This window comes from Aestuariimicrobium sp. G57, from assembly GCF_050110855.1.
Taxonomy (GTDB): Bacteria; Actinomycetota; Actinomycetes; order Propionibacteriales; family Propionibacteriaceae; genus Aestuariimicrobium.
This window is the reverse complement of the sequence record NZ_JBNINW010000007.1, coordinates 1-22325: the sequence shown is the minus strand read 5'-3', so window position 1 is coordinate 22325 and position 22325 is coordinate 1. Positions and strand designations below refer to the sequence as shown.

Below are 22325 nucleotides of genomic sequence, written 5' to 3'. Positions count from 1 at the left end.
CCCTCAGCCCCCGTCGGCCACCCGTTCCCCCTGCGGCAGCTTCACCTTCTTGCCGCGCCCCGGGTTGGACGGCGGGGGCACCACCGGCCCGATGTTGCCGTCGGGGGCCTCGTCCAGATCGACGATCACGGGCGCATGGTCACTCGGCAGCTTGCCCTTGCGCGCGGCCCGGTCGACCCATGCCGCCTGCACACGGCCGGCGACCGGCGCCGAGGCCAGCAGCAGGTCGATGCGCATGCCGAAGTCCTGGTGGAACATGCCGGCCCGGTAGTCCCAGTAACTGAAAATGCGCTTGTCACCCCAGTGGTCGCGGACCACGTCGACCAACCCGAACGCGGCCAGCGCCGCCCGCTCGGGGGCGGTGACATGGGTGTGCCCGACATAGGCCTCCGGGTCGAACACGTCGGCGTCGGTGGGAGCGATGTTCATGTCACCGCAGAGCATCACGTCGGCCGGGCCTTGCGCCACGTCGGCACGCAGCGCCTCGAGCCAGGCGAGCTTGTACTCGTAGTGGTCCGAGCCGACCTCGCGGCCGTTCGGCACATACAGCGAGTGCACCCGCACCCCGCCACAGGTGGCGCTCACCGCGCGGGCCTCGGCGAGGTCGTCGTAGTCGGGCTGTCCCGCAAACCCGGCGCGCACGTCGTCCAACCCCACGCGCGACAGCAGCGCGACGCCGTTCCAGGCACCCTGCCCGTGGTGGGCGTACTGATAGCCCAGTTCGGCCAGCGGCGCCTCGAACAGGTCGGCGAAGGCGTCGTTGCCGAGCTTGGTCTCTTGCAGGCAGACGACGTCGGGCCGCCGCTCGGCCAGCCACGGCAGCATGCGGGGCAGCCGCTGCTTCGCGGAGTTCACATTCCAGGTGGCGATGCGCATGCGCCCAACCTTAGGCGTCACCACCGACATCTTCTGCGCCGGCCGCCTCGCCAGTGGCCCGATCGTGGGTGAGCGCCGTCATGGCAGCGACGGGTTCGCCCACCACCACCCCTTCGACCTCGAGCTGCACCCGGGCCACGTCGGCATGCCCGGCGGGTGAGGCCAGGTGCATCAGCAGCAGCGGTTCGCCGAGCGCCAGCGGAGCCTCTGCTCGTCCAGTCTCAACCGTGCCATCGGCACGGGTGAACCGCCACACGACCGACTCGGCCTCGCCATCGAAGCAGCGGAACCTCGCCGTGTAGTGCAGTTCGTCATCGGGCGCCAACCCCCGGACGACCCCACCGAGCGCCGCGTACGTATCGCGGGTGAACAACGGCTGCGACGCCTCGCCGGCCCGCGCGGCACCGGTCTCGCGCCAGGCGTTGGGGTCCCAACCCTCGGTCTGGTCAATGCTCAACGTCGCTGCTGCCTGCGCCAGGTCAGGCTGTGGGGGTCGGACGAGCCTGAGCACCAGGTCGAGCTCGACCCCGGTGAGGTCCGCGGCCGGGAGCACGCGTGCCACCGGCGCGAAATCATGATCATCCACGCGGGTGAACACGACCTGCTGGTAGCCCTCACGCTCCCACAGCACACCGATGCCACCGCCGGGCAGCTCGACCATGGTCGAATAGCCGGCGCTGCCCTCGTGCACCACGGCCACCTCGGGCCATGTGCGGCCACCGTCGGGGGAACGGTGCACGACCAGGTTGCGACGCAGGTGTTGATCATGGTTGTGCGAGCAGACGAGGGCGCCGGGCGTGCCCGCGGTCCCGTCCAGCTGCAGGATGGCGCCGTTGTCGCTGGGGTCGTCGAGCGCGGGGTCGGGCGCGACGTCGACGTGCACCCCGCCGTCGGACGACCATCCCGTGAGCCGGTGCGGCGCCGCCCGCCCCGAGAAGGCCAGCCGACCGTCGGGCAGGTCGGTGACCGAGGATTCGTTGGCGCCCTCGATGGCCTCGCCGAGCTGCCAGGTCTCGCCGGCGTCGTCGCTGAAGGCCAGTCGCGCCCTGATGGTGGTGCCGGTGCGTTCCACCAGCGGCTGCACGAGTCGTCCGGCGAACGTGCCGTGCCGCACCAGGCAGCCGGCCCCGGACGCTGCGAAGACCGCGTCGGCATCGGGGTGCTTGAGCTGGTCGGTGATGCGCCGGTGGGTCCAGGTGAGGCCGTTGTCGTCCGAGGTGGCCAGGTCGACGTCGGCGACGTCGTCCTCGAAGAAACCACCGGTGGTCGTGGCCTGGTGAAAGACGAGGATGCGGCCGTGGCTGTGGGTGCCGGGCAGCCCGGCGCTGCCGATCGCGGACGGGTCGCCGAAGCCCTCGAGCCCGGTGCCGGTGCGCAGCACGCGCTGGGGCGACCAGGTCAGGCCGCCGTCGTCGCTGTGGCGCACGACCAGGTCGATGGGCGAGGGCAGGTCGTCGACGTCAGGGCGGGCGTCATGGATGGCGAGCACGCGACCGGTGGCGGTGACGGCCATCGCCGGGATGCGGTATTGCCGGTAGCCAACGCCACGTTCGGCGAGCACGGTGTGTTGCATGGGCCCAGTCTGGGACGGCGCTCGTCCGGGGGCAAATGCCGCTCACTGGCGGGCTGCGGCTCGGATCATGCACAAGTGGCACCAGTGCCTCGTCCGCAACCCGATCGGCCAGAACAGGGAGCACACGTGACACCAGCGCCAGTTGTGCAAGTTCGACCGTCCGACGGCACCCAGGCCCGAGCCCCGAAGGGACGTTTGCCGCCCGAAGGGAAGTTTGCCGCCCGGCGGGAAGTTTGCCGTGCGGCGCCGCTAGGCAAAGTTCCCGCCGACAGGCAATCTCCGTGGACCACACGGGCGCGGCACCATCCGGCCACACCACCCCCGTCACAGCGTCAGGTTTTCCTGTGGATCCTCACCGGATTCTTAGCACGACGTATCAAAACAGCGTCATACGAGATCTTCCTCACAGACGCGTCCCAGGCATACGCTCTGGACAGGCCCACACTGCGCGTTTCCCGCCCCTCCAGAAAGTAGGGAAGCCAGATGTTCAAGTTGTTGCGCCGCAGCCTCGCCGTGTTGTTCACGGCAGGCGCGATGATCGCGGTACCCGTGATCGCCATGGCCGACGGGGTCGATCCCGCGACCGTCAATGAATCCAAGGACCCCGGCACGTCGTTCACCGTCACCAAGACCGTCAGCACCCCCGTGATCCCTCCCAAGCCCGACATCGTGCTGGTCGTTGACGCGACCGGCAGCATGGGCGGCCCCATCAACAACGTCAAGACCGAGATGGGCAACATCATCGCGACGGTGCAGGCCAGCCAGCCCGAAGCACAGTTCGCGGTCGTGAGCTACCGTGACGAAGGCGACGGGGCCAGCGTGTACACCAAGCACACCGACCTGACGGCGAGCACCGTGACCGCCCAGGCCGCCGTCAACGCCATCTTTGCCGGTGGCGGCGGCGATGAGCCCGAAGCCCAGCTCAACGCCCTGTGGAAGATCGGCAGCGGCGGCAACGACATCGCCTTCCGCACCGGTTCATCGCGCATCGTGGTCTGGTTCGGCGACGCCCCCGGCCATGACCCGAGCCTGGGCCACACCGAGGCCGATGCCACTGCGTCGCTCACCGGGGTCGGCGCCCAGGTGATCGCCATCAGCGTCGGTGCCAACCGGCTTGACCTGACCGGACAGGCGACGCGCATCACCAACGCCACCGGCGGCAACTTCCAGTCCGGCATCCCTGCTGACGGCCTTTCTGCCGCCATCCTCGCGGGTTTGTCGAACCTGCCCGCCGAGGTCACTGCCAACACCACGTGCGACCCCGGCCTGTCGGTGTCGTTCAACCCCGCCCTGCCGCAGACCGTCATGAGCGGCACTGACCTGGTGCTCGAAGAGACCGTCACGGTCGATGCCAGCGCCACGCAGGGAGCCACCCTGACGTGCACCACGACCTTCCTGGTCAACGGCAATGAGGTCGGCGATGCGTTCGTCCAGACCGTCAATGTCACGGTCAACGACATCACCCCACCGACGGTCTCGTGTGGTCCGGGCGTCAACCCGGACGGCGTCACCCCCGGCGGTTGGAAGAACGCCGGCTTCTTCCAGATGGTCGCCGCCGACAACCTGCCGGGCGTCATGGTGACCATCACCGACAACGTCACGGGCACGACGTTCGGCCCCTATGACCCGGGCACCTACTTCAAGCTGACCCAGGCCCCCGGATCCACCCCTGGCGTCGTCCCCTTCGAGGGAGCGGTCGCCTGGCACTTCACCTTCCCGGGTGATGCCACGCTGACGGCCACCGACGCCGCCGGCAACACTGCCACCGCCACCTGCTCGGTTCCGCCGAAGAAGTGACGCCATTGCCCCGGGCCACACGGCCCGGGGCAATCCACGTGTGGGCCTCACACATCAAACCCGGTCAGGGGTGAACCAACCCAGGTGAGCTGACGCAAGACCTCCCCTCCTGCACGACGGACGGCGCCGAGAGAGATTCCTCCCTCTCGACGCCGTCCGTCATGTGTGTGGGTGGGCCAGCTCATTGGAGCCGACCGAACCTGCACTTGTGGCACCAATGCCTCGTCCGCAACCCGTTCAGCCTGAACCAGCCGCACACGCGCCACCAGCGCCAGTTCTACAAGTTTGGGCGAGCGTGGACGAGGCACGCGCCAGCATCTCAGGACCCGGCCGGGCCCCCACGCCCCGGATCATGCACAAGTGGCACCTGCGCCTCGTCCGCAACCCGTTCGGCCAGCACGAGCCGCATTCGTGGCACCAGCGTCACTTCTACAAGTTCGGGCGAGCGGACGAAGCAGACCGCGGCACCCCTGGAGCACCGGGCACCGAGTTCCCGCCAGCCGCCAGAACCTGCACAACTGGCACCCATGCCTCGTCCGCAACCCGTTCAGCCCGAACCAGCCGCATTCGCGACACCAGCGCCACTTGTGCAACTTCCCCCCGCGACCAAGTCAGCTCGCCAGCCCCACCCCCGGAATCGCCGCCAGCAGCTCCTTCGTGTAATCCTGCTGCGGGTCGTCAAAGATCTGCTCCGGCGTGCCGCTCTCGATGATCCGGCCCCGCTGCATCACGTGCACCTGGTCCGAGATCATCCGCACCACCGCCAGGTCGTGGCTGATGAACAAATAGCTCAGGCCCAACCGCTGCTGCAGTTCATCGAGCAGGTCGAGCACCTGCGCCTGCACCAGCACATCCAGCGCCGAGACCGCCTCGTCGAGCACCACCAGCTCGGGTTCGAGCGCCAACGCCCGGGCGATCGCCACCCGTTGGCACTGCCCGCCCGACAACTCGTGGGGCATGCGGGTGACGTAGTCAGCGGGCAGTGCGACCTGCTCCAGCAATTCCACGACCCGGTCGCGACGCGACCGCGCGTCACCGATGCGGTGCACCACCAGCGGCTCCGCGACCGAGCGCTCGACCGTGTAGCGCGGGTCGAGCGACGCGAACGGGTTCTGGAACACCGGCTGCACCCGGCGCCGGAACGCCATTGCCTCACGGCCGCGCAGCCGGGCCACGTCCTGGCCATCGAACATGATCGAACCGGCCGTGATCGGCTCGAGCCCGAGCACCAGGTTCGCGGTCGTCGACTTGCCCGATCCCGACTCCCCCACGATCGAGACCGTCTGCCCGCGCCCGATCGTGAAACTGACATCGTCCACGGCCCGGAACATGCCGGGCTCACCTTTCTTCGGTGCCCGCAGCGCGAATTCCTTCGTCAGTCCCTGTACGTGGACGAGCGCAGCACCCGCGTCGGTCGTCCGGTCGGCCAGCTCACGAGGACGCTGCGCATTCAGGCTCGGCGCCGCCGCGATCAACCGCTTCGTGTATTCATGCTGCGGGTCACGCAACACCTGCGCCGACGGACCCGACTCGACCACCTGGCCCCGGTGCATCACCAGCACCCGGTCGGCACGCTCGGCAGCCAGACCAAGATCATGGGTGATGAGGCACACGGCAGCGCCCAGGTCGGCGGCCAACTCGGCCAGTTCGTCCAGCACGCGCCGCTGCACGGTGACATCAAGCGCCGACGTCGGTTCATCGGCGATCAACAACCGGGGACGGCACGCCAGCCCCATCGCGATCAGCACCCGCTGGCGCATGCCACCCGAGAACTCGTGCGGGTACTGCCGCGCCCTGCGTTCGGCCTCAGGAATGCCGACCATGGTCAACAACTCCACCGCCCGCCGCCACGCCGCCTCACCGCGGGCCAGGTGGTGCACCTCGAGCGCCTCGGCGATCTGGGCACCCACCCGCATCATCGGGTTCAGGTTCGACATCGGGTCCTGGGGGACGAGGCCAATGCCGGCACCCCGCAACCGCACCAATTGGCGCTCGGGCAGGGTCGTCATCTCACGCCCCTCGAACAGGATGCTGCCCGAGGTGATTGTCGCACTGGCCGGCAGCAGCCGGTTGATGGCGGCCGCCGTCGTCGACTTGCCCGACCCCGACTCGCCCACCACGGCCACCGTCTCGCCGGAGTGCACCTCGAACGAGACATTCCTGACCGCCGCCACCTCGCCGCGGCGACCGCGGAACGTCACCGACAGGTCATCGATGCGCAGCACCGGCGAGGAGCCCTCACGTTCAACCGCGCGCCCCAGCTGCACCTCGGCATGGTCGAAATCGCCCTGCCGCTCGACCCCGGTCGGTGCCCAGCCGTTGCGTGCATAGAACGTGATGGACGAGGCATTGCCCTGCAGCACCCACAACCACAGGCGGTCCGCGCCCGCCTCGGCGAGCTGCTGCTGGGCGTGCTCGAGCAGCACCCGCCCCAGCCCCTGGCCCTGCGCGCGGGGATGCACGTACAGCGAATGCACCGCACCCACCCCCGGCTCGACCAGCTCGTACTTCACGAGCCCCTCGACACGGCCGGCCACCTCGGCGACCACGGTGGTGCCAGCGTCCAGTGCGCGTTGCCACAGCTGGGCCGCGCGCTCATCGGTCATTGCCTCGCGTGCCGATGGGGGCAGAAAGCTCGCATAGCTCTCGCGCCAGCAGGCCAGGAAGACCTCGACGATGGCGTCGCGGTCATCGGCGGTTGCCCGCCGCAGACGTTCGTCCATGATCACTTCACCGCCAGGGTCAACGTCGTCGGCGCCGTGGACAGCGGCTCGGGCAGCCGCAGCGGGCCGGCACCCGGGGTGATCGCCCCGAGAACCCGGGGCTCGCTGGCGCCGGTGCCACCGCGCACCACCCCGGGCAGGCCGTGCAGGGTGCTCCAGCCGATCAGGGCAAAGACGATGGCCTCTTTGGCGTCGGTGGGGGCGCCGAGCACATCGGTGCCGAGCACCTCGACGCCGGGCAGTGCGGCGCGCAGCCCGTCCATGACCACCTGGTTGTGCCAGCCCCCGCCCGAGACGGCGAGCAGCTCGACCCCGGCGGCCCTCACGTCGTCCGCGACCGTGCGGACTGTCACCTCGGCCAGTGTGCGCAGCAGGTCGTGGGGGCCGACCTCGCCGCCCCACCGGTCGATAACCTCGTGCACGTAGTCACCGTGGAAATGCTCCTTGCCGGTGCTCTTCGGCGTCGGCAGCGCGTAGTACGGGTCGGCCAGGAACGCGTCGAGCAGGTCTGGGACGATCCGGCCCCCGGCGGCCAGCGCCCCACCGGGGTCGTAACCGCGGTCATCGAGCCCGTGCTCGACCACCACCGCGTCCGTCAAGGCGTTCGCCGGGCCGATGTCGTGGGCGGCGACACTGCCCTCGCGCACCACGGTCATGTTTGAGATGCCGCCCAGGTTCAGCGCCGCGGACACCCGGGAGCGCCCGCGCAGCAGGTAGTCGTCGAGCAGCGACACCAGCGGGGCACCGTGGCCGCCGGCCGTGATGTCGCGAATGCGCACGTCGGCGACCACCGGCACGCCGGTGCGTTCGGCGATCCAGGCCGGTTGACCGATCTGCAGCGTGCCCAGACAGCGGTCGTCCTCGACCCAGTGATAGACGGTCTGGCCGTGCGAGCACACCGCATCGACACCGCCGACCTGGTCGGCGACGCGTGCGGCGACCTCGGCGAAGACCTGCCCGATGCGGGTGTCGAGCTCGCAGGTCTCGGCCAGGGTGATGCGCGCCGGGGGCAGCGCGCGACGCAACCGGGCCCGCAACTCGTCGGGGTACGGGGTCGTGGAATGGTGCAGCACCACCCCGGCCAGGTCGGTGCCGTCCAGGCTGAATTCGACCACGGCGGCATCGATGCCGTCGTGGGAGGTGCCTGAGATCATGCCCAGCACTCGCATGGTGCTCCTGTCAGTGATTCGAGTCGCGGTCATGGCAAACGGTGCTCATTTCGAACCGCGGTTGCGGGGGTCGAGGGCATCGCGCAGTCCATCGCCGAGCAGGTTCAGCCCGACCACCAGCGCGACCACCACCAGACCGGGGAACAGCATCGTCCACGGGGCAATGCTGACCAGCGTGCGCGCCTCGAAGATCATCGAGCCCAGCGACGGCGCCGGGGGCGGTGAACCCAGCCCCAGGAAGCTCAGCGATGCCTCGGTGAGCACGGCCCACGACAACGACAACGTCACCTGGACGATGACGATGCTGGTGATGTTGGGCAGCACGTGGCGCAACATCACCATGGCCCGGCTCTGGCCCGTGCTGACCGCTGCCCGCACGTACTCGACTTCGCGCAGGCTGAGCACCGGTCCGCGGGTCACCCTGATGAAGATGGGGACGTAGACGATCGCAATGGCGACGGCGATGGTGAACCAGTTGCGGGTGAACACCGAGGCCAGGGCCAGCGCCAGCAGCAGCGGCGGAAAGGCGAACAGCACATTGGTGATGCCGCTGATCACCCCGTCGGGGGCACCGCGGTAGAAACCTGCGACCACACCGGCCAGGGTGCCGACGACGGCGGCGAAGGCCACCGCCACCACGGCGATCAGCATCGAGTTCGCCACGCCCGAGGCGACCCGGCTGAACACGTCACGCCCGAACTGGTCGGTGCCGAAGAGGTGCGCGGACGAGGGCCCCTGCAGGCGCTCGGGCGGGTTCTGGGCCAGCGGGTCGTGGGGCACCAGCCCGAAGGCTGCGGCCAGGCTCAACAGCACCAGCACGGTGATGAGCACCATCCCGACCATGCCCGACGGGCTGCGCAGCAGCAGGCTGAGCCGTTCACGGGTGGCGCCACCCACGGGTGGCGGTGGATTGCCGGTGTGCTGGGCGGCGGCCTGTGGGGTCTGGTCGCCCAGCTGCTGGGTCGTCTCGCTCATTCGGCACGCACCCGGGGGTCGATGACCCGGTACAGCAGGTCGGTGAGCAGGTTGACGATGACGAAGGCCAGGGCGATGACGAGCACCGTCGACTGCACCACGGCGTATTCCTTCTGCTGGATCCCGAGCAGCACCTGTCGTCCGATGCCGGGCAGCGAAAAGATCTGCTCGACCACCACGGCCCCACCCAGCAGGTAGCCGAACTGCAGGCCGGTCATGGTGACGATCGGCACCAGCGCATTGCGCAGCACATGCTTGACCTGCAGGCGCCGCTCGGGCACGCCCTTGGCCCGGGCGGTGCGGATGAAGTCGTTCGACCTGATCTCGAGCACCGCGGTGCGGGTGGTGCGCATGATCGGGGCGGCGATGCCGAAGCCGAGCACCAGCGCCGGCATCAGCATCTGCTGCAGGTTCAGCAGCGGGTCGTCGGTCAGGCGGGCGAAGCCCTGGCCGTTGGGGTTGAAACCCCACTGCTGGGCGGCCAGGGCCAGCATCGTGGTGCCGAGCAGGAACGCCGGGATGGACAGCCCCGCCAGGCCCACCAGCTGGCCGGCGCCGTCCCTGACCGAATCGGGCTTCGACGCCGACAGCATGCCCAGCGGCACCCCGATCAGCAGGGCCAGCACGATGGCCATCACGGCCAGTTCGAGGGTCACCGGCAATGATTCGGCGGTCATCGACAACACGCTCTGCTGCGACCTCGCCGAGAAGCCCAGGTTGCCGGTGAGCACCTCACCCAGCCAGGTGAAGAACTGCACCACCAGCGGCTTGTCGAGCCCGTAATAGGCCTCGAGCGCAGCCTTCTGGGCAGGGGTCAGGGCGGCCGCCTCGATGCCGAGCCCGGCAGTGATCTGGTTGCCGGGGATGGCGCGCAACATCACGAAGACGAACACGGCCACCCCCAGCAGGGTGCCCAGCGCCGACAGCAGGCGTCTGGGCACCGGGTGGGCGATGACTCTGCGCAGCACTGCTCAGTTCACCGTGGTGGTCTTGAGGAACTGCAGTGAGTTGTTGGCCATGGGGGTGAAGCCCTGCACATTCGACGTGGTGGCGGTGTAGGTGTAGCTCGTGAACAGCCAGACCCAGGCGGCATTGTCCTCGAGGTGGCGCGACACCTGGGCGTAGATTTCCTTGCGCTTCGCCTCGTCCTGCGTCGCGCGGCCCTCGGCGAACAGCTTGTCGAGTTCGGGCGAGCTGTAGCCGGCGACCTTGTTCAGATTGCCCTTGCTGGTGAAGTAGCGCCCGTACATGCCCTCGGGATCGGGACGACCGCCGTTGAGCGCCACTGCGGCCTCGAAGTCGGCCGCCACCCAGCGATCGACATAGGCACCCGATTCGAGCACCTCAAGGTTCAGGGTGATCTTGGCCTCGGCCAGCTGCGACTTCAGGTTCTGGGCCTCGTTGACGCTGGTCGAGTATTCGCCCTGCGACACGATGGCCTTGATGGTGACCCCATCGGCCTTGCCGGCCTTCTGCAGGTATTCGGCGGCCTTGCCGAGGTCGCGCTTGGCGCAGGGACGAGCGTTGGGGTCCGACTTGAACAGGGGTGAGGTGATCGGCCCGGTGACTTCGCCCTCGCCCATCGCGGCGGTGTCGAGCACCTGCTGGCGGTCGATCGCGCACTGGATGGCCAGTCGCACGTTGAGGTCGGTCAGGGCACCCTTGCGGGCATTGAGCTGCAGCACGTGGTAGCTGAGCTGCGGGGTCTTGGCGAGCTTGACCCCGCCGGTCTCGGCCGTCTTCGCGACGACCGGGTCATCGAATGTGGCCAGGTGCACATTGCCCGACTGCATGGCCGAGACGATCGACGACTCATCGGGGATCACGCGGAACTCGACAGTGGCGAGCTTGGCCTTCTCGCCCCAGTACTTGTCGTTCTTGGCCAGGGTCAGCGACTGGCTGGCCTTGCGCTCCTTGAACGTGAAGGGGCCGGTGCCGTTGGGAGTGGTGTTGAGCTCGGACTCGGTGTCGTCCGAGCTGAGCATGGCCATGTTCACGCTGGCCAGGTTCGAGGGCAGGGCGGCATCGGGGGCCGACAGGGTGAGCACGACGGTGGTCGCGTCGGGTGCCTCGACCTTGGTCACCGAGGCCAGCGAGGCGCGGGCCACGGCCCCGGTCTGCTCTTTCATGATCGCCTCGAGTGAGAACTTCACGTCGGCGGAATCGAAGGCGCTGCCGTCGGCGAACGTGACGCCGTCGCGCAGCTTGAGGGTGAGGGTCAAGCCGTCATTGCTGGGGGTCCATTCGGTGGCCAGGCCCGGGATGACCTTCAGGTCCTTGTCGAACTCGGTGAGCGTGCCGTACATGTTCTGCAGCACGTTCACGGCCTGGAACTGGGTGGCCTTCCACGGGAACAGGGTGTTGGGGTCACTGGTGACACCGACGACCAGGGCGCCGCCCTCGGCGCCGGTGCCGGCGCCAGTGTCATTGGAAGTGCTCGAACAGCCGCTGACAAGCAGCGCGAGGGCCAGACCACCAGCGATCAGGCGGCGGCGCAGTGACACGACCGGCATGGGGACTCCTTGGGTTGGTCACTGTTGCCCGACGGCGTGGACGAGAACAGCGACGGTCTCGTTTGGCACGAAAGTACACCAGTTCGCACGGACTTGTAACTAACTTCCCTGCAGGTGGTCCACAATGATGTTTCACATCACGCTGATGAGTGGATCGAGGCAGGAGGCTCAGGCCGTGGAGGTCATGGTGAGGATTCGGGCACTGCTGCCCGGCCTGCGTCCCAGCGAACAGCGCATTGCCAGGTTCGTGCTCGACAACCCCGACGCGGCTGTCTCGCTGCCCATCGCCAGGCTCGCCGAGCAGTGCGGCACGTCGACCACGACGGTGGTGCGGTTCTGCAAGCAACTGGGCTATGCCCACCTGCGCGAACTGCGCCGCGACGTGCTGCGGGCCGTGGCGACCCGCGACCTGGAATCGAACGGCGCACCGGTCGTCACCGGCGACATCGGCCGCGACGACACGCTCGACGACGTGATCGCGCATGTGTCGGTATCCGAGACCGCGTCGATCACCGACACTGCCCTGCACCTCGACCGGACGAGCCTGGCGCAGGCAATTGCCGCGGTCTCGGGGGCCGGCCGGGTCGACATCTTCGGCGTCGGTGCCTCTGCATTCGTCGGGCTCGACCTGCAGCAGAAGCTCGTCCGGGTCGGACGCACCGCGCTCAACTGGCCCGACCCGCACGGGGCATGGACGGCAGCGGCCACGCTCGGGCCGGGAGCGGTGGCGATCGCGATCTCGCATTCGGGCGGCACGCTCGACACCGTGGAGTTTCTCGAGCTGGCCCGGGCGCGCGGGGCCACGACGGTGGCGATCACGAACAATGCCGCGTCACCGCTGGCCCAGCGCGCCGATGTGGTGCTGACCACCGTCGCCCGGGAATCGCCGTTCAGGGCCGGGGCGCTGGGCAGCCGGATCGCGCAGCTGATGGTGGTCGACTGCCTGTTCATCGGGGTGGCGCAGCGGAGTTATGACGACTCGATGCGGGCGATCGGGGCCACGTACGCGGCGGTGCATGCGCGCAGGACGGACCGGTGAGGGGCGGGCGGGTCTTGGCTGTGGGAGCGGACAGAACCTGCACTTGTGGCACCCATGCCTCGTCCGCGATCCGATCGGACTGAAGCGGCTGCATTCGTGGAACCAGCGTCAGTTGTGCAGGTTTCGGGCGAGCGTGGACGAAGCAGGCCGCGGCACTGTTGGACCAGCCCGCACCGGGTTGGGTGACCCGAGCCAGCCCCCGCCAGCCGCCAGAACATGCACTTGTGGCACCAGTGCCTCGTCCGCAGCCCATTCAGCTCACACCAGCCGCACTCGCGACACCAGCGCCACTTCTGCAACTTTCAGCTCGCCGAACAGCACCCCTCAGGCCAGGATCGCCTGCGCAATCGGTGTCGACCCGTCGTTGAAGTTGATCCTGCGGCCGATGGTGGCCGGCTCGGCGATGACGGCCTTGATCACCCGCGCGACATTGGCCCGCGATACCTGGCCGCCGTCGTTGCTGACGCCGACCTCGATCATGCCGCTGGCCTCGTCAAGGGTCAGCCGGCTCGGGCCAAGGATCGTCCAGCCAAGACCACTGCCACGCAAGGCCTCGTCAGCGGCCGCTTTCGCCTCGGCATAGGCGAAGAATGAACTGCCGGGGTCAACCCCGTGGTCGACCCCGGCCCCGGCATAGCTGACCATGATGTAGCGGTTGACGCCGGCCTGCAGGGCACCCTGCATCGACGCGATCGCGGCGTCCCGGTCGACGGCATACGTGCGCTCGGGGTTGCCACCGCCGGCACCGGCAGACCACACGATCGCTTGCTGCCCGGCCACGAGCTCGGCGAAGCCGTCGGCATCAAGGGACTCGAGGTCGACGACCCGGGTGATGGCACCGGTGGCCGCGACATCGGCCTCGTGCTCGGGGTTGCGGAAGACGGAGGTGACCTCGTGGCCGGCCTGGACCAGCAGGGGTGCGGCCAGCAGGGCCACCTTGCCGTGTCCGCCGATGATCATGATCTTTGCCATGTCGCCACCCTACGAGGCCGGGGCAAGCGGGCAGACTCCACTCTGCTGACACAGTGTCAGCAGAGTGGAGCGCCCAGGATCACCCCTTCGCCGCCCGACTCGGCGCGCTCTGGTGCCACAACCGGTCATAGCCGGTGACCACATACCAGCCCTGCTCCGGCACCGAGTCCAGAGCAAACTCGACCTGTTGGCGCACGCCCGGCACCGCCCGCACGGTGGTGAGCAGGTTGCGGGCATCCTCGAGCTCGGCAGCGGCATACCCCGGCCCCGAGACCCGCCACACCGCGAAGCTGGTCGCGATCGAGCCCGGCAGGTTGTTCCAGCGCACCTGCAGCACACCACTCTCGAGGCGCTCCGTGCTCACCCCGACCGGCGCCTGCGGTGCCTGCCCACCCAGGTGTTCGATCACCGGCACGATCGCGGGTGACTGGTAATGCTCGGCCGCCATCGTCGTGATCGCGCCGGCGGCGTCGCGGCGCACATCCTTGGCGCTGAAGAACACGTCGCCGTCGACCTGGGGGTAGGCCTTGTTGAACTCCAGGTGGTCGGCCATCTCGCGTGGGTTGGTGAACACCCCGGACGTGTGCTTGTACACCGCCTGGCCGATGTAGAGCGCCACATCGGTGCCCTCGACCACGCTCGCCCACCACGGCACGAGCTTGGCGTAGTCAGCGACGGTCAGCCCGATCTGCCAATAGATCTGCGGGTTGATGTAGTCGACCCAGCCTTCTTTCACCCACGTCCAGGTGTCGGCGCTGATGGCCGAGTACGACTCGGTGCCGCCGGTGTCCGAGCCGCGGGGATCGGTGCGCTTGTTGCGCCAGATGCCGAACGGGCTGATGCCGAACTTCACCCACGGCTTGACCTGCTGAATGCGCTCACGCATCTCACGCACCAGCGCATTGATGTTGGCCCGTCGCCAGTCACCGATCGGCACCCCACCGCCATGGGTGGCATAGGTGTGGGCGTCCGGGTAGTCGAGGCCACCGGACGGGTAGGGGTAGAAGTAGTCATCGAAGTGCACCGCGTCGATGTCGTAGTTGACCACCGCGTGCATCATGGCGTCTTCCACGAAAGCCCGCACCTCGGGAATGCCCGGGTCGTAGTACAGCTTGCCGCCGTAGGCCCACACCCAGTCGGGGTGCTGCTTGGCCGGGTGGGTCGGCAGCAGGTCGGCGCCGTTGGTCTGCATCGAGACGCGGTAGGGGTTGAACCAGGCGTGGTATTCGAGGTTGCGGGCGTGCGCCGCCTCGAGCTGGTAGGCGAGCACGTCATAGCCGGGGTCGCCGCCCTGCGTGCCGGTGAGGTAGCGCGACCACGGCTCGTGGGGTGAGGGCCAGAAGGCGTCCGCGGTCGGACGCACCTGGCAGATGACGGCATTGAGGTTCAGCTGCTGGGCCAGGTCGAGCCACGCCTCGAACTCGGCCCGCTGCGCCTCGGCGCCCAGGCCCGTCCGCGACGGCCAGTCGATGTTGACCACCGAGGCCAGCCACATGGCCCGAAACTGTCGCACTGGACGAGGCGAGTCCGCCCCTGGCGTCGCGGCGGGCACGGCGCCCGCCGCCGAGGTGACGATGCCCGCGGCAAAAGCCGTACCGACCACGGCGCCGCCCGCGGCCAGCTTGAGCATGGCGCGGCGGTCGAGAGGGGTGAATTGGTCTGACATGTGGTGCCTCCTTGCATCACGAGGGGAAAGTCCCACTGTGCGCTGCTGCCGGGCAGGTACACACCCAGAAGCCCCGAACAGCGCAGCCGCGGTGAGCAGAAGCATCATGACCACCACGACGGACGGCGCCGAGAGGATCCCTCTCGACGCCGTCCGTCGTGGTGCTCAGTGGTGTCAGATCAGCACATCACTCGTTGTTGCCCTCAACCGAGGTCACGAGTGCTGCCGGGTCATCGGGCACCTCGCTCTTCTGGGTGCCGATGAACGTGAACGGCGACTCCCCGCCCTCGGGGGCCGCGTCGACGACGACGACCTGGCCCGAGGTGAGCTCGCCGAACAGGATCTTCTCGGCCAGCACGTCCTCGATGTCACGCTGCAGGGCGCGACGCAGGGGACGAGCACCCAGCACCGGGTCGTAGCCGCGCTTGGCGGCCAGGGCCTTGGCGGCCGGGGTCAGCTCGATGCCCATGTCCTTGTCCTTCAGGCGCGACTCGATCTGGCCCACCATCAGGTCGACGATCCGCTCGATGTCTTCCTGGGTCAGCTGGTGGAACACGACGATCTCGTCGACACGGTTCAGGAACTCGGGACGGAAGTGCTGCTTGAGCTCGTCCGAGACCTTCGCCTTCATCTTCTCGTAGCTCGACTCCGCGTCGCCCTGGCGGCTGAAACCCAGGTTGACCGACTTCGAGATGTCACGCGAACCGAGGTTCGTGGTCATCACGATGACGGTGTTCTTGAAGTCGACCACCCGGCCCTGGGCATCGGTCAGGCGACCTTCGTCCAGGATCTGCAGCAGCGAGTTGAAGATGTCGGGGTGGGCCTTCTCGACCTCGTCGAACAGGATCACGCTGAACGGCTTGCGGCGCACCTTCTCGGTGAGCTGGCCGCCCTCTTCGTAACCCACGTAGCCGGGGGGCGAACCGAACATCCGCGAGGCGGTGTGCTTCTCGGAGTACTCGGACATGTCGAGGGTGATCAACGCGTCCTCGTCACCGAACAGGAACTCGGTGAGCGCCTTGGTCAGCTCGGTCTTGCCGACACCCGAGGGGCCGGCGAAGATGAACGAACCCGAGGGGCGCTTGGGGTCCTTCAGCCCCGCACGCGTACGCCGGATCGAACGCGACAGCGCCTTGACGGCATCGCGCTGGCCGATGATGCGCTTGCCCAGCTCGTCCTCCATGCGCAGCAGGCGGGCCGATTCCTCTTCGGTGAGCTTGAAGACCGGGATGCCCGTGGCGCTCGAGAGCACCTCGGCGATCTCCTCTTCGCCCACCTCGGCAGCGGCGCCGGTGTCACCCGCACGCCACTCGGCCTCCTTGCCCGCACGCTCGGCGAGCAGCTTCTGCTCGTCGTCACGCAGGCCCGCGGCACGCTCGAAGTCCTGCGCGTCGATCGCCGCCTCCTTCTCAAGGCGGACGTTGGCGATGCGCTCGTCGAACTCACGAAGGTCCGGCGGCGCGGTCATGCGCTTGATGCGCAGTCGGGCACCGGCCTCGTCGATCAGGTCGATGGCCTTGTCGGGCAGGAACCGGTCCTGGACATAGCGGTCAGCCATGTTCGCGGCCGCGGTCAATGCCTCGTCCGTGATGGTGATGCGGTGGTGCGCCTCGTAGCGGTCACGCAGGCCCTTGAGGATGTCGATCGTCAGCGCGATCGACGGCTCAGCCACCTGGATCGGCTGGAAGCGGCGCTCGAGGGCGGCATCCTTCTCGATGTTCTTGCGGTACTCATCGAGGGTGGTGGCACCAATGGTCTGCAGTTCGCCACGGGCCAGCATCGGCTTCAGGATCGACGCGGCATCGATGGCGCCCTCGGCGGCACCCGCACCCACCAGGGTGTGGATCTCGTCGATGAACAGCATGATGTCGCCGCGCTGCTTGATCTCTTTGAGCACCTTCTTCAGGCGTTCCTCGAAATCACCGCGGTAGCGCGAGCCGGCGACCAGCGCACCCAGGTCAAGGGTGTAGATCTGCTTGTCGCGCAGCGTCTCGGGGACAGTGCCCTTGACGATCGCCTGGGCCAGGCCCTCGACGACCGCGGTCTTGCCGACGCCCGGCTCACCGATCAGCACCGGGTTGTTCTTGGTGCGGCGGCTGAGCACGGTCATCACGCGCTCGATTTCCTTCTCGCGCCCGATCACCGGGTCGAGCTTGCCCTCACGGGCGGCCTGGGTCAGGTTGCGGCCGAACTGGTCGAGCACGGTGCCCGACTGCGGCGCAGCGCTGCCCTCGGGGGCACCGGCCGTCGACGGCTCCTTGCCCTGGTATCCGCTGAGCAGCTGCAGCACCGTGTTGCGCACACGGTTCAGGTCGGCGCCGAGCTTGATCAGCACCGATGCCGCCACGCCCTCGCCTTCACGAATCAGGCCGAGCAGGATGTGCTCGGTGCCAATGTAGGAGTGGTTCATCTGCAGCGCCTCGCGCAGCGAGAGTTCCAGCACCTTCTTGGCGCGCGGGGTGAACGGAATGTGCCCGCTCGGCACCGTCTGGCCGTGGCCGATGACCTCTTCGACCTGCTCACGCACAGCCTCGAGCGAGATGCCCATCTGCTCCAGCGCCTTCGCGGCGACACCCTCACCCTCACTGATCAGACCCAGCAGGATGTGCTCGGTGCCGATGTAGTTGTGGTTGAGCATCTTGGCTTCGTCCTGGGCGAGCACGACAACGCGGCGCGCCCGGTCAGTGAACCGCTCGAACATGTATCTCCTCCATCGGGGGGCAATCACGGATCCTTGATGACCCCGATCGCCAGTGTTACCAGTCTAGTAACGGCGGCAACCCAGAACAGCTTCCGTGAGTTCGCTTCCAGCGGATGGACGGATGCCCCGCTGGGCGACGCCCTCGGACGCCGAACGGCGAACAGTGCCCATCAATCGAAACAGGCCCGCCCGGGGATCCGGACGGGCCTGCCTCTACAGACGGATCATCAGGCGTGAGCGGCCTCGTAGGCCTCAACCACCTCGCGCGACACGCGGCCGCGCTCCGAGACCTTCATGCCCTGGCTGACGGCCCACGCGCGCACATCGGCGCCGTGCGAACGGCGACCACTGCGACGGGTGGCACCGCGATTGCCCTGGCCTGTGCGGACCCGGCCACCGGTGCGGCGAGCATTCGCCACCCACACGGCCAGGCTGTCACGCAGCTTCTTGGCATTGTCCTCGTTGAGGTCGATCTCGTAGGACACTCCGTCCAGCGCAAAGGTGACCGACTCGGTGGCATCGCCACCGTCGACATCATCCTCCAACACCAGGATCGTGCGCTGCACCATGTGCTTCTCCTTGTTTCATCCCGCCCCACGTTGGGTACGGCTGGTCGTGCGTCAACCCGCATGGGTTGCTTCAATTGTCCACACTTCCAACCCGGAAAGATAGTGGACACTCAAACATTGGTCAACCGATCCGGACATTACACCCCGCAGGGTCATTGGCGTGCACCTGCGCCAGAACTAGGGCACTCTGGGTCTGTGACCCGGACTGAAAATTGGTGGATAGGTGCCCTCACGCCGCGTGCGGACGACGCCCACACGATCGACCTGGGACCACAGCACCCAGCACGTGCCGGACTGGTCGGACTGGCCCTCGATATTGACGACGGCGTTATTGCTTCAGCAAATGTTCAACCAGGCTACCTGCACCGCGCGGCAGAAAAGCTCTTCGAAGTAAGGGATTACCGCCAGGTGTTGATGCTCGCCGACCGTCACGACTGGCAGGCGCCGTTCAGCGGTGAACTGGTGGCGGCGCTGGCATGCGAACAACTGCTCGGCCTCGCCGCGCCGCCACGTGCGGTCTGGCTGCGCACCCTGCTCGCCGAGCTCGCCCGCATCACCTCGCACCTGTCATTCCTGACGTGGGTGCCCTTTGCCGCCGGGGACGCGGCGCTTGCGTCGTCCATTCGTGCCGCGCGCGAAGCCGGTCGCGAACTCATGCTTGAACTGAGCGGCAACCGCCTGCACCCGATGCTGAACCGGCTCGGCGGGCTGGCCGGCGACGCCTCGCCGGAATGGTTGCAGCGGGCAGTGAGCCTGGCTGATCGGGCCGCGGCGCTCGAGATCGGTGAAACGCTGGCGTCATTGGCACTTGCCGAAGGCCTTGGACGCATCACGCGTGAACACGTGCATCAATTCGGCATCTCTGGGCCCGCCGCGCGCGCCACCGGCCTGAACTGGGACCTGCGCCGTCGTCCGGGCTACCTGGCGTACAGCGAATTGGGGATGACCGAGCAGCACGGCGGACAGGACGCCGCGAATCCGCCAAACTCGGGCGACGCGAATGCCCGGTTCAGCGAGCTGGTATGCAACATTTCACATTCCGCACTGTTGGTGCGACGGGTCGCCGAACGGCTCGACGACCTCGACGGACCCGTCGCCACCAAACTCACCCGCATCATCAAGCTGCCCGACGCCGAAACCTGGTTGGGCATCGAAGCGCCGCTGGGGGTGGCGGCCATTCACGTGGTCTCGCGCGGGGGCACGACGCCGTGGCGGTTCAAGCTGCGCACCCCGACGTTCGCGCAGGTCAATGTGTTGCAGCAGGCCCTGGTGGGTGTGCCCACTGAAAAGGCCCCCGCGGTGATCGCCTCGTTCGGCTACACCATCGGGGACCTTGACAAGTAGGAAGGCTTCCCTGTTCCCGCGGACGCGGGGGTTCAGGCCTGCTTGCGTTCCTCGAGCTGCTGGGGCAGGTTCAACATGTTCAGGTCGACGACCGTGGGGTGGTTGCCGTCGCTCCAGAGCTCTGCGGCGGTGGGCACGCCACCCTCGATGACAGTGCGGGCGGCCGAGCGGCGCGGCAGGGTGATGATCTCGTCGCTGTCGTCGAACTGGTCGGCGACCTCGAGCAGCTTGGCCTCGAGCGCTTCGATCTCGGCCTGGCGGGCGGCCAGCTGCGCCTCGAGGTCGGTGACGCGCTCGGCGCGGCGGTCGCTCTCGGCAGTGGCTGAGACCAGGTTGCCGCGCAGCGTCGAGAGCTCCTGCTGGCGGGCCGTCAGGTCGGCGCGCAGCGTGGCGAGCTGCTCGCCATGGGCCTTGTAGCGGGCGGTGAACTGCTCGATCATGCCCATCGACTCGGTGTGGTGGGCGTGTGCAGCCAGGGCGGCCGCATCGCGCATCGCCTTGAGCTCGGTGCGGTGCAGCGCCTCGAGGCGGTGGATCTCTCGGAACGCGAACCACAGCGCGGTGGCGGCGCCGGCGAGGCTGACGACCAGCCCGACGCGGACCATCCAGAGCGGGCCGAATGCGCAGACAAGACCGATGACGGTGACCGCAACCATCAGCGCGAGGCTGGTGCGGCGTTCACGGAACGTGGAGCCGGGCAGAGCATGAGAAGCCATGGCGCCATATTATGCGGGCACCTTGGGCGGATCGAGGGCGACAGGCCGTGTTGACAAGCACAAATTCCGAATTCAACCAGTGGCGGTGCTACGGGGCGGTCAGTGAGTCTTCAGCAGTGGGCCGGGGTGGGGTGGGAACCTGCACAAGTGGCACGGGCGCCGCGAATGCGCCCCGTTCCGGTCGAATCGGCTGCGGACGAGGCATGGGTGCCAGTTGTGCAAGATCCGGAGCCGTGGACGTGTCAGATGGTCTGTGTAAGTGAGGGTCTCCCTACTTGAAGGAGATTGACTGTGACCATGACCAATCCGAAGAAGGATTCCGGGGTTGAGCCGGAGGCTCGGAAGCTGCGGCGGGAGCTGTTCGACGACGACATGCTCGACAAGTTGATGGCCGCGACGGACGAGCGTGGCGTTGCGCTGACCGGTGAGGGCGGTTTCCTGCCGGAGATGATCAAGGCCGTCCTCGAGCGCGGGATGGACGCCGAGTTGAGCGACCATCTCGGGTACGAGAGGGGCGACCGGGCCGGGCACGGGTCGGGCAACTCGCGCAACGGGACCACGCCCAAGACCGTCGGGTCGGAGATCGGCGACATCGCCCTGGACCAGCCGCGGGACCGCAACTCCACGTTCGCCCCGAAGCTGGTCCCCAAGGGCAGCCGGCGGCTGGGCGGGCTGGAGGACATGATCATCTCCCTGTATGCCGGCGGGATGACGATCCGTGACATCCAGCACCACCTCGAGGCGACGCTGGGCACCGAGCTGTCGCACGAGACGATCAGCAAGGTCACCGACGCCGTGGCCGAGGAGGTCACCGCGTGGCAGACCCGCCCGCTGGAGGGGTTCTACCCGGTGATCTACCTCGACGCGCTGGTGGTCAAGATCCGCGACGGCGCGCACGTGGCCAACCGTGCCGCGCACATCGGCGTCGGTGTCGACATGGACGGGGTCAAGCACGTCCTGGGCATCTGGGTCCAGGCCTCCGAGGGTGCGAGGTTCTGGGCGAGCGTGTGCGCCGAGCTCGCCAACCGCGGCCTCAAGGACGTCCTGATCGTCTGCTGCGACGGACTGACCGGTTTCCCCGAGGCGATCGAGGCGACCTGGTCCGGGGCGCTGGTCCAGACCTGCGTGGTCCACCTGATCCGGGCCTCGATGCGGTTCGTGTCCTACAGCGACCGCAAGGCCGTCGCGGCGATGCTGCGCCCGATCTACACCGCTGCCAACGAGGACGCCGCGCTGATGGCGCTGACCACGTTCGCCGACTCCAACCTGGGCAAGAAGTACCCGGCCGCGGTCCGCTCCTGGGAAGACGCCTGGGACCGGTTCACCCCGTTCCTCGCGTTCGGGCCCGCGCTGCGCAAGGTCATCTACACCACCAACAGCATCGAGTCGCTGAACTACCAGCTACGCAAGATCATCAAGAACCGCGGCCACTTCCCCAACGACGCCGCCGCGATCAAGCTGCTCTGGCTCGCGATCCGCAACATCGAGGACAAGAGGGCCCGGCAACGCGCCAAGGAAGCAGGCCTGCCCCCCACCAAACGCAAGGCCCCAGGCAAGCTCGTCGAAGGCCAACTCGTCACCGGCTGGAAAGCAGCCCTCGGCGAGCTCGCCCTCGTCTACCCCGACCGCATCAACGCCCACCTCTAAACCCAACCCGACCCACAACACTTACACAGACATCTTGACAAGCTC

Annotated in this window: 16 protein-coding genes; 4 read left to right on the top strand and 12 right to left on the bottom strand. The window is 67.9% G+C overall.

The window, feature by feature from the left end; genetic code table 11:
* Positions 1-3: 3 nt before the first annotated feature.
* Positions 4-876: an exodeoxyribonuclease III gene (locus ACQCX5_RS13560; RefSeq protein ID WP_434542575.1), complete on the bottom strand. Its 873-nt coding sequence runs from the start codon at positions 874-876 to the stop codon at positions 4-6.
* A gap of 10 nt (positions 877-886) precedes the next feature.
* Positions 887-2449, bottom strand: a complete 1563-nt coding sequence (locus ACQCX5_RS13555; protein WP_434542574.1) for a sialidase family protein — start codon at positions 2447-2449, stop codon at positions 887-889.
* A 483-nt stretch (positions 2450-2932) separates the two neighbouring features.
* Here ACQCX5_RS13555 and ACQCX5_RS13550 point away from each other — a divergent pair, with 483 nt between their 5' ends.
* Positions 2933-4246, top strand: a complete 1314-nt coding sequence (locus ACQCX5_RS13550) for a vWA domain-containing protein (RefSeq protein WP_434542573.1) — start codon at positions 2933-2935, stop codon at positions 4244-4246.
* A 611-nt stretch (positions 4247-4857) separates the two neighbouring features.
* On the opposite strand, the gene ACQCX5_RS13545 is transcribed toward ACQCX5_RS13550, so the two are convergent.
* The 5 genes from ACQCX5_RS13545 to ACQCX5_RS13525 are packed head-to-tail and all read right to left on the bottom strand — an operon-like array spanning position 4858 to position 11626.
* The gene (locus ACQCX5_RS13545) at positions 4858-6969 is read right to left on the bottom strand and encodes a dipeptide ABC transporter ATP-binding protein (RefSeq protein WP_434542572.1); all 2112 of its coding nucleotides are present in this window, start codon (positions 6967-6969) and stop codon (positions 4858-4860) included.
* Between the two features lie 2 nt (positions 6970-6971).
* A complete protein-coding gene (locus tag ACQCX5_RS13540) occupies positions 6972-8171 on the bottom strand; it encodes an anhydro-N-acetylmuramic acid kinase (protein WP_434542571.1) in 1200 nt (399 codons plus the stop codon).
* 12 nt (positions 8172-8183) lie between these two features.
* On the bottom strand, positions 8184-9113 hold the full coding sequence (locus ACQCX5_RS13535; RefSeq protein WP_434542570.1) for an ABC transporter permease: 930 nt from the start codon (positions 9111-9113) through the stop codon (positions 8184-8186).
* On the bottom strand, positions 9110-10054 hold the full coding sequence (locus tag ACQCX5_RS13530; protein WP_434542569.1) for an ABC transporter permease: 945 nt from the start codon (positions 10052-10054) through the stop codon (positions 9110-9112). The genes ACQCX5_RS13535 and ACQCX5_RS13530 overlap by 4 nt, the downstream gene beginning before the upstream one ends.
* A 30-nt stretch (positions 10055-10084) precedes the next feature.
* The gene (locus tag ACQCX5_RS13525; protein ID WP_434542568.1) at positions 10085-11626 is read right to left on the bottom strand and encodes an ABC transporter substrate-binding protein; all 1542 of its coding nucleotides are present in this window, start codon (positions 11624-11626) and stop codon (positions 10085-10087) included.
* Positions 11627-11810: 184 nt separating this feature from the next.
* Between ACQCX5_RS13525 and ACQCX5_RS13520 the strand changes: the two genes are divergently transcribed.
* Complete coding sequence (locus ACQCX5_RS13520) at positions 11811-12665, top strand: MurR/RpiR family transcriptional regulator (protein ID WP_434542649.1); 855 nt, start codon at positions 11811-11813, stop codon at positions 12663-12665.
* 324 nt (positions 12666-12989) lie between these two features.
* Here the strand turns inward: ACQCX5_RS13520 and ACQCX5_RS13515 are convergent, their stop codons facing one another.
* From ACQCX5_RS13515 to ACQCX5_RS13500, 4 genes are all read right to left on the bottom strand, one after another.
* The gene (locus tag ACQCX5_RS13515) at positions 12990-13637 is read right to left on the bottom strand and encodes an NAD(P)-dependent oxidoreductase (protein ID WP_434542567.1); all 648 of its coding nucleotides are present in this window, start codon (positions 13635-13637) and stop codon (positions 12990-12992) included.
* 79 nt (positions 13638-13716) lie between these two features.
* Positions 13717-15303 (bottom strand): glycoside hydrolase family 10 protein, encoded by a 1587-nt coding sequence (locus tag ACQCX5_RS13510; protein WP_434542566.1) that lies wholly within the window; start codon positions 15301-15303, stop codon positions 13717-13719.
* 187 nt (positions 15304-15490) lie between these two features.
* A complete protein-coding gene (locus ACQCX5_RS13505; protein ID WP_434542565.1) occupies positions 15491-18004 on the bottom strand; it encodes an ATP-dependent Clp protease ATP-binding subunit in 2514 nt (837 codons plus the stop codon).
* Between the two features lie 227 nt (positions 18005-18231).
* On the bottom strand, positions 18232-18573 hold the full coding sequence (locus ACQCX5_RS13500; RefSeq protein ID WP_434542564.1) for a histone-like nucleoid-structuring protein Lsr2: 342 nt from the start codon (positions 18571-18573) through the stop codon (positions 18232-18234).
* A gap of 414 nt (positions 18574-18987) precedes the next feature.
* Between ACQCX5_RS13500 and ACQCX5_RS13495 the strand changes: the two genes are divergently transcribed.
* Entirely contained in the window at positions 18988-19917 is a 930-nt protein-coding gene (locus ACQCX5_RS13495; protein WP_434542563.1) for an NADH-quinone oxidoreductase subunit D, read from the top strand.
* Between the two features lie 32 nt (positions 19918-19949).
* On the opposite strand, the gene ACQCX5_RS13490 is transcribed toward ACQCX5_RS13495, so the two are convergent.
* On the bottom strand, positions 19950-20633 hold the full coding sequence (locus ACQCX5_RS13490) for a hypothetical protein (protein ID WP_434542562.1): 684 nt from the start codon (positions 20631-20633) through the stop codon (positions 19950-19952).
* Between the two features lie 372 nt (positions 20634-21005).
* Here ACQCX5_RS13490 and ACQCX5_RS13485 point away from each other — a divergent pair, with 372 nt between their 5' ends.
* Positions 21006-22280 carry an IS256 family transposase gene (locus tag ACQCX5_RS13485; protein WP_434541906.1) on the top strand — a complete coding sequence of 425 codons (1275 nt, stop codon included), beginning with the start codon at positions 21006-21008 and terminating at the stop codon, positions 22278-22280.
* The last annotated feature ends 45 nt before the right edge of the window (positions 22281-22325 follow it).

Coding starts and splice junctions, on each gene's coding strand:
- ACQCX5_RS13560 (WP_434542575.1), bottom strand. CDS start 876: ATGCGCATCGCCACCTGGAATGTGAACTCCGCGAAGCAGCGGCTGCCC.
- ACQCX5_RS13555 (WP_434542574.1), bottom strand. CDS start 2,449: ATGCAACACACCGTGCTCGCCGAACGTGGCGTTGGCTACCGGCAATAC.
- ACQCX5_RS13550 (WP_434542573.1), top strand. CDS start 2,933: ATGTTCAAGTTGTTGCGCCGCAGCCTCGCCGTGTTGTTCACGGCAGGC.
- ACQCX5_RS13545 (WP_434542572.1), bottom strand. CDS start 6,969: ATGGACGAACGTCTGCGGCGGGCAACCGCCGATGACCGCGACGCCATC.
- ACQCX5_RS13540 (WP_434542571.1), bottom strand. CDS start 8,171: ATGACCGCGACTCGAATCACTGACAGGAGCACCATGCGAGTGCTGGGC.
- ACQCX5_RS13535 (WP_434542570.1), bottom strand. CDS start 9,113: ATGAGCGAGACGACCCAGCAGCTGGGCGACCAGACCCCACAGGCCGCC.
- ACQCX5_RS13525 (WP_434542568.1), bottom strand. CDS start 11,626: ATGCCGGTCGTGTCACTGCGCCGCCGCCTGATCGCTGGTGGTCTGGCC.
- ACQCX5_RS13520 (WP_434542649.1), top strand. CDS start 11,811: ATGGTGAGGATTCGGGCACTGCTGCCCGGCCTGCGTCCCAGCGAACAG.
- ACQCX5_RS13515 (WP_434542567.1), bottom strand. CDS start 13,637: ATGGCAAAGATCATGATCATCGGCGGACACGGCAAGGTGGCCCTGCTG.
- ACQCX5_RS13510 (WP_434542566.1), bottom strand. CDS start 15,303: ATGTCAGACCAATTCACCCCTCTCGACCGCCGCGCCATGCTCAAGCTG.
- ACQCX5_RS13505 (WP_434542565.1), bottom strand. CDS start 18,004: ATGTTCGAGCGGTTCACTGACCGGGCGCGCCGCGTTGTCGTGCTCGCC.
- ACQCX5_RS13500 (WP_434542564.1), bottom strand. CDS start 18,573: ATGGTGCAGCGCACGATCCTGGTGTTGGAGGATGATGTCGACGGTGGC.
- ACQCX5_RS13495 (WP_434542563.1), top strand. CDS start 18,988: ATGCTCGCCGACCGTCACGACTGGCAGGCGCCGTTCAGCGGTGAACTG.
- ACQCX5_RS13490 (WP_434542562.1), bottom strand. CDS start 20,633: ATGGCTTCTCATGCTCTGCCCGGCTCCACGTTCCGTGAACGCCGCACC.
- ACQCX5_RS13485 (WP_434541906.1), top strand. CDS start 21,006: ATGCTCGACAAGTTGATGGCCGCGACGGACGAGCGTGGCGTTGCGCTG.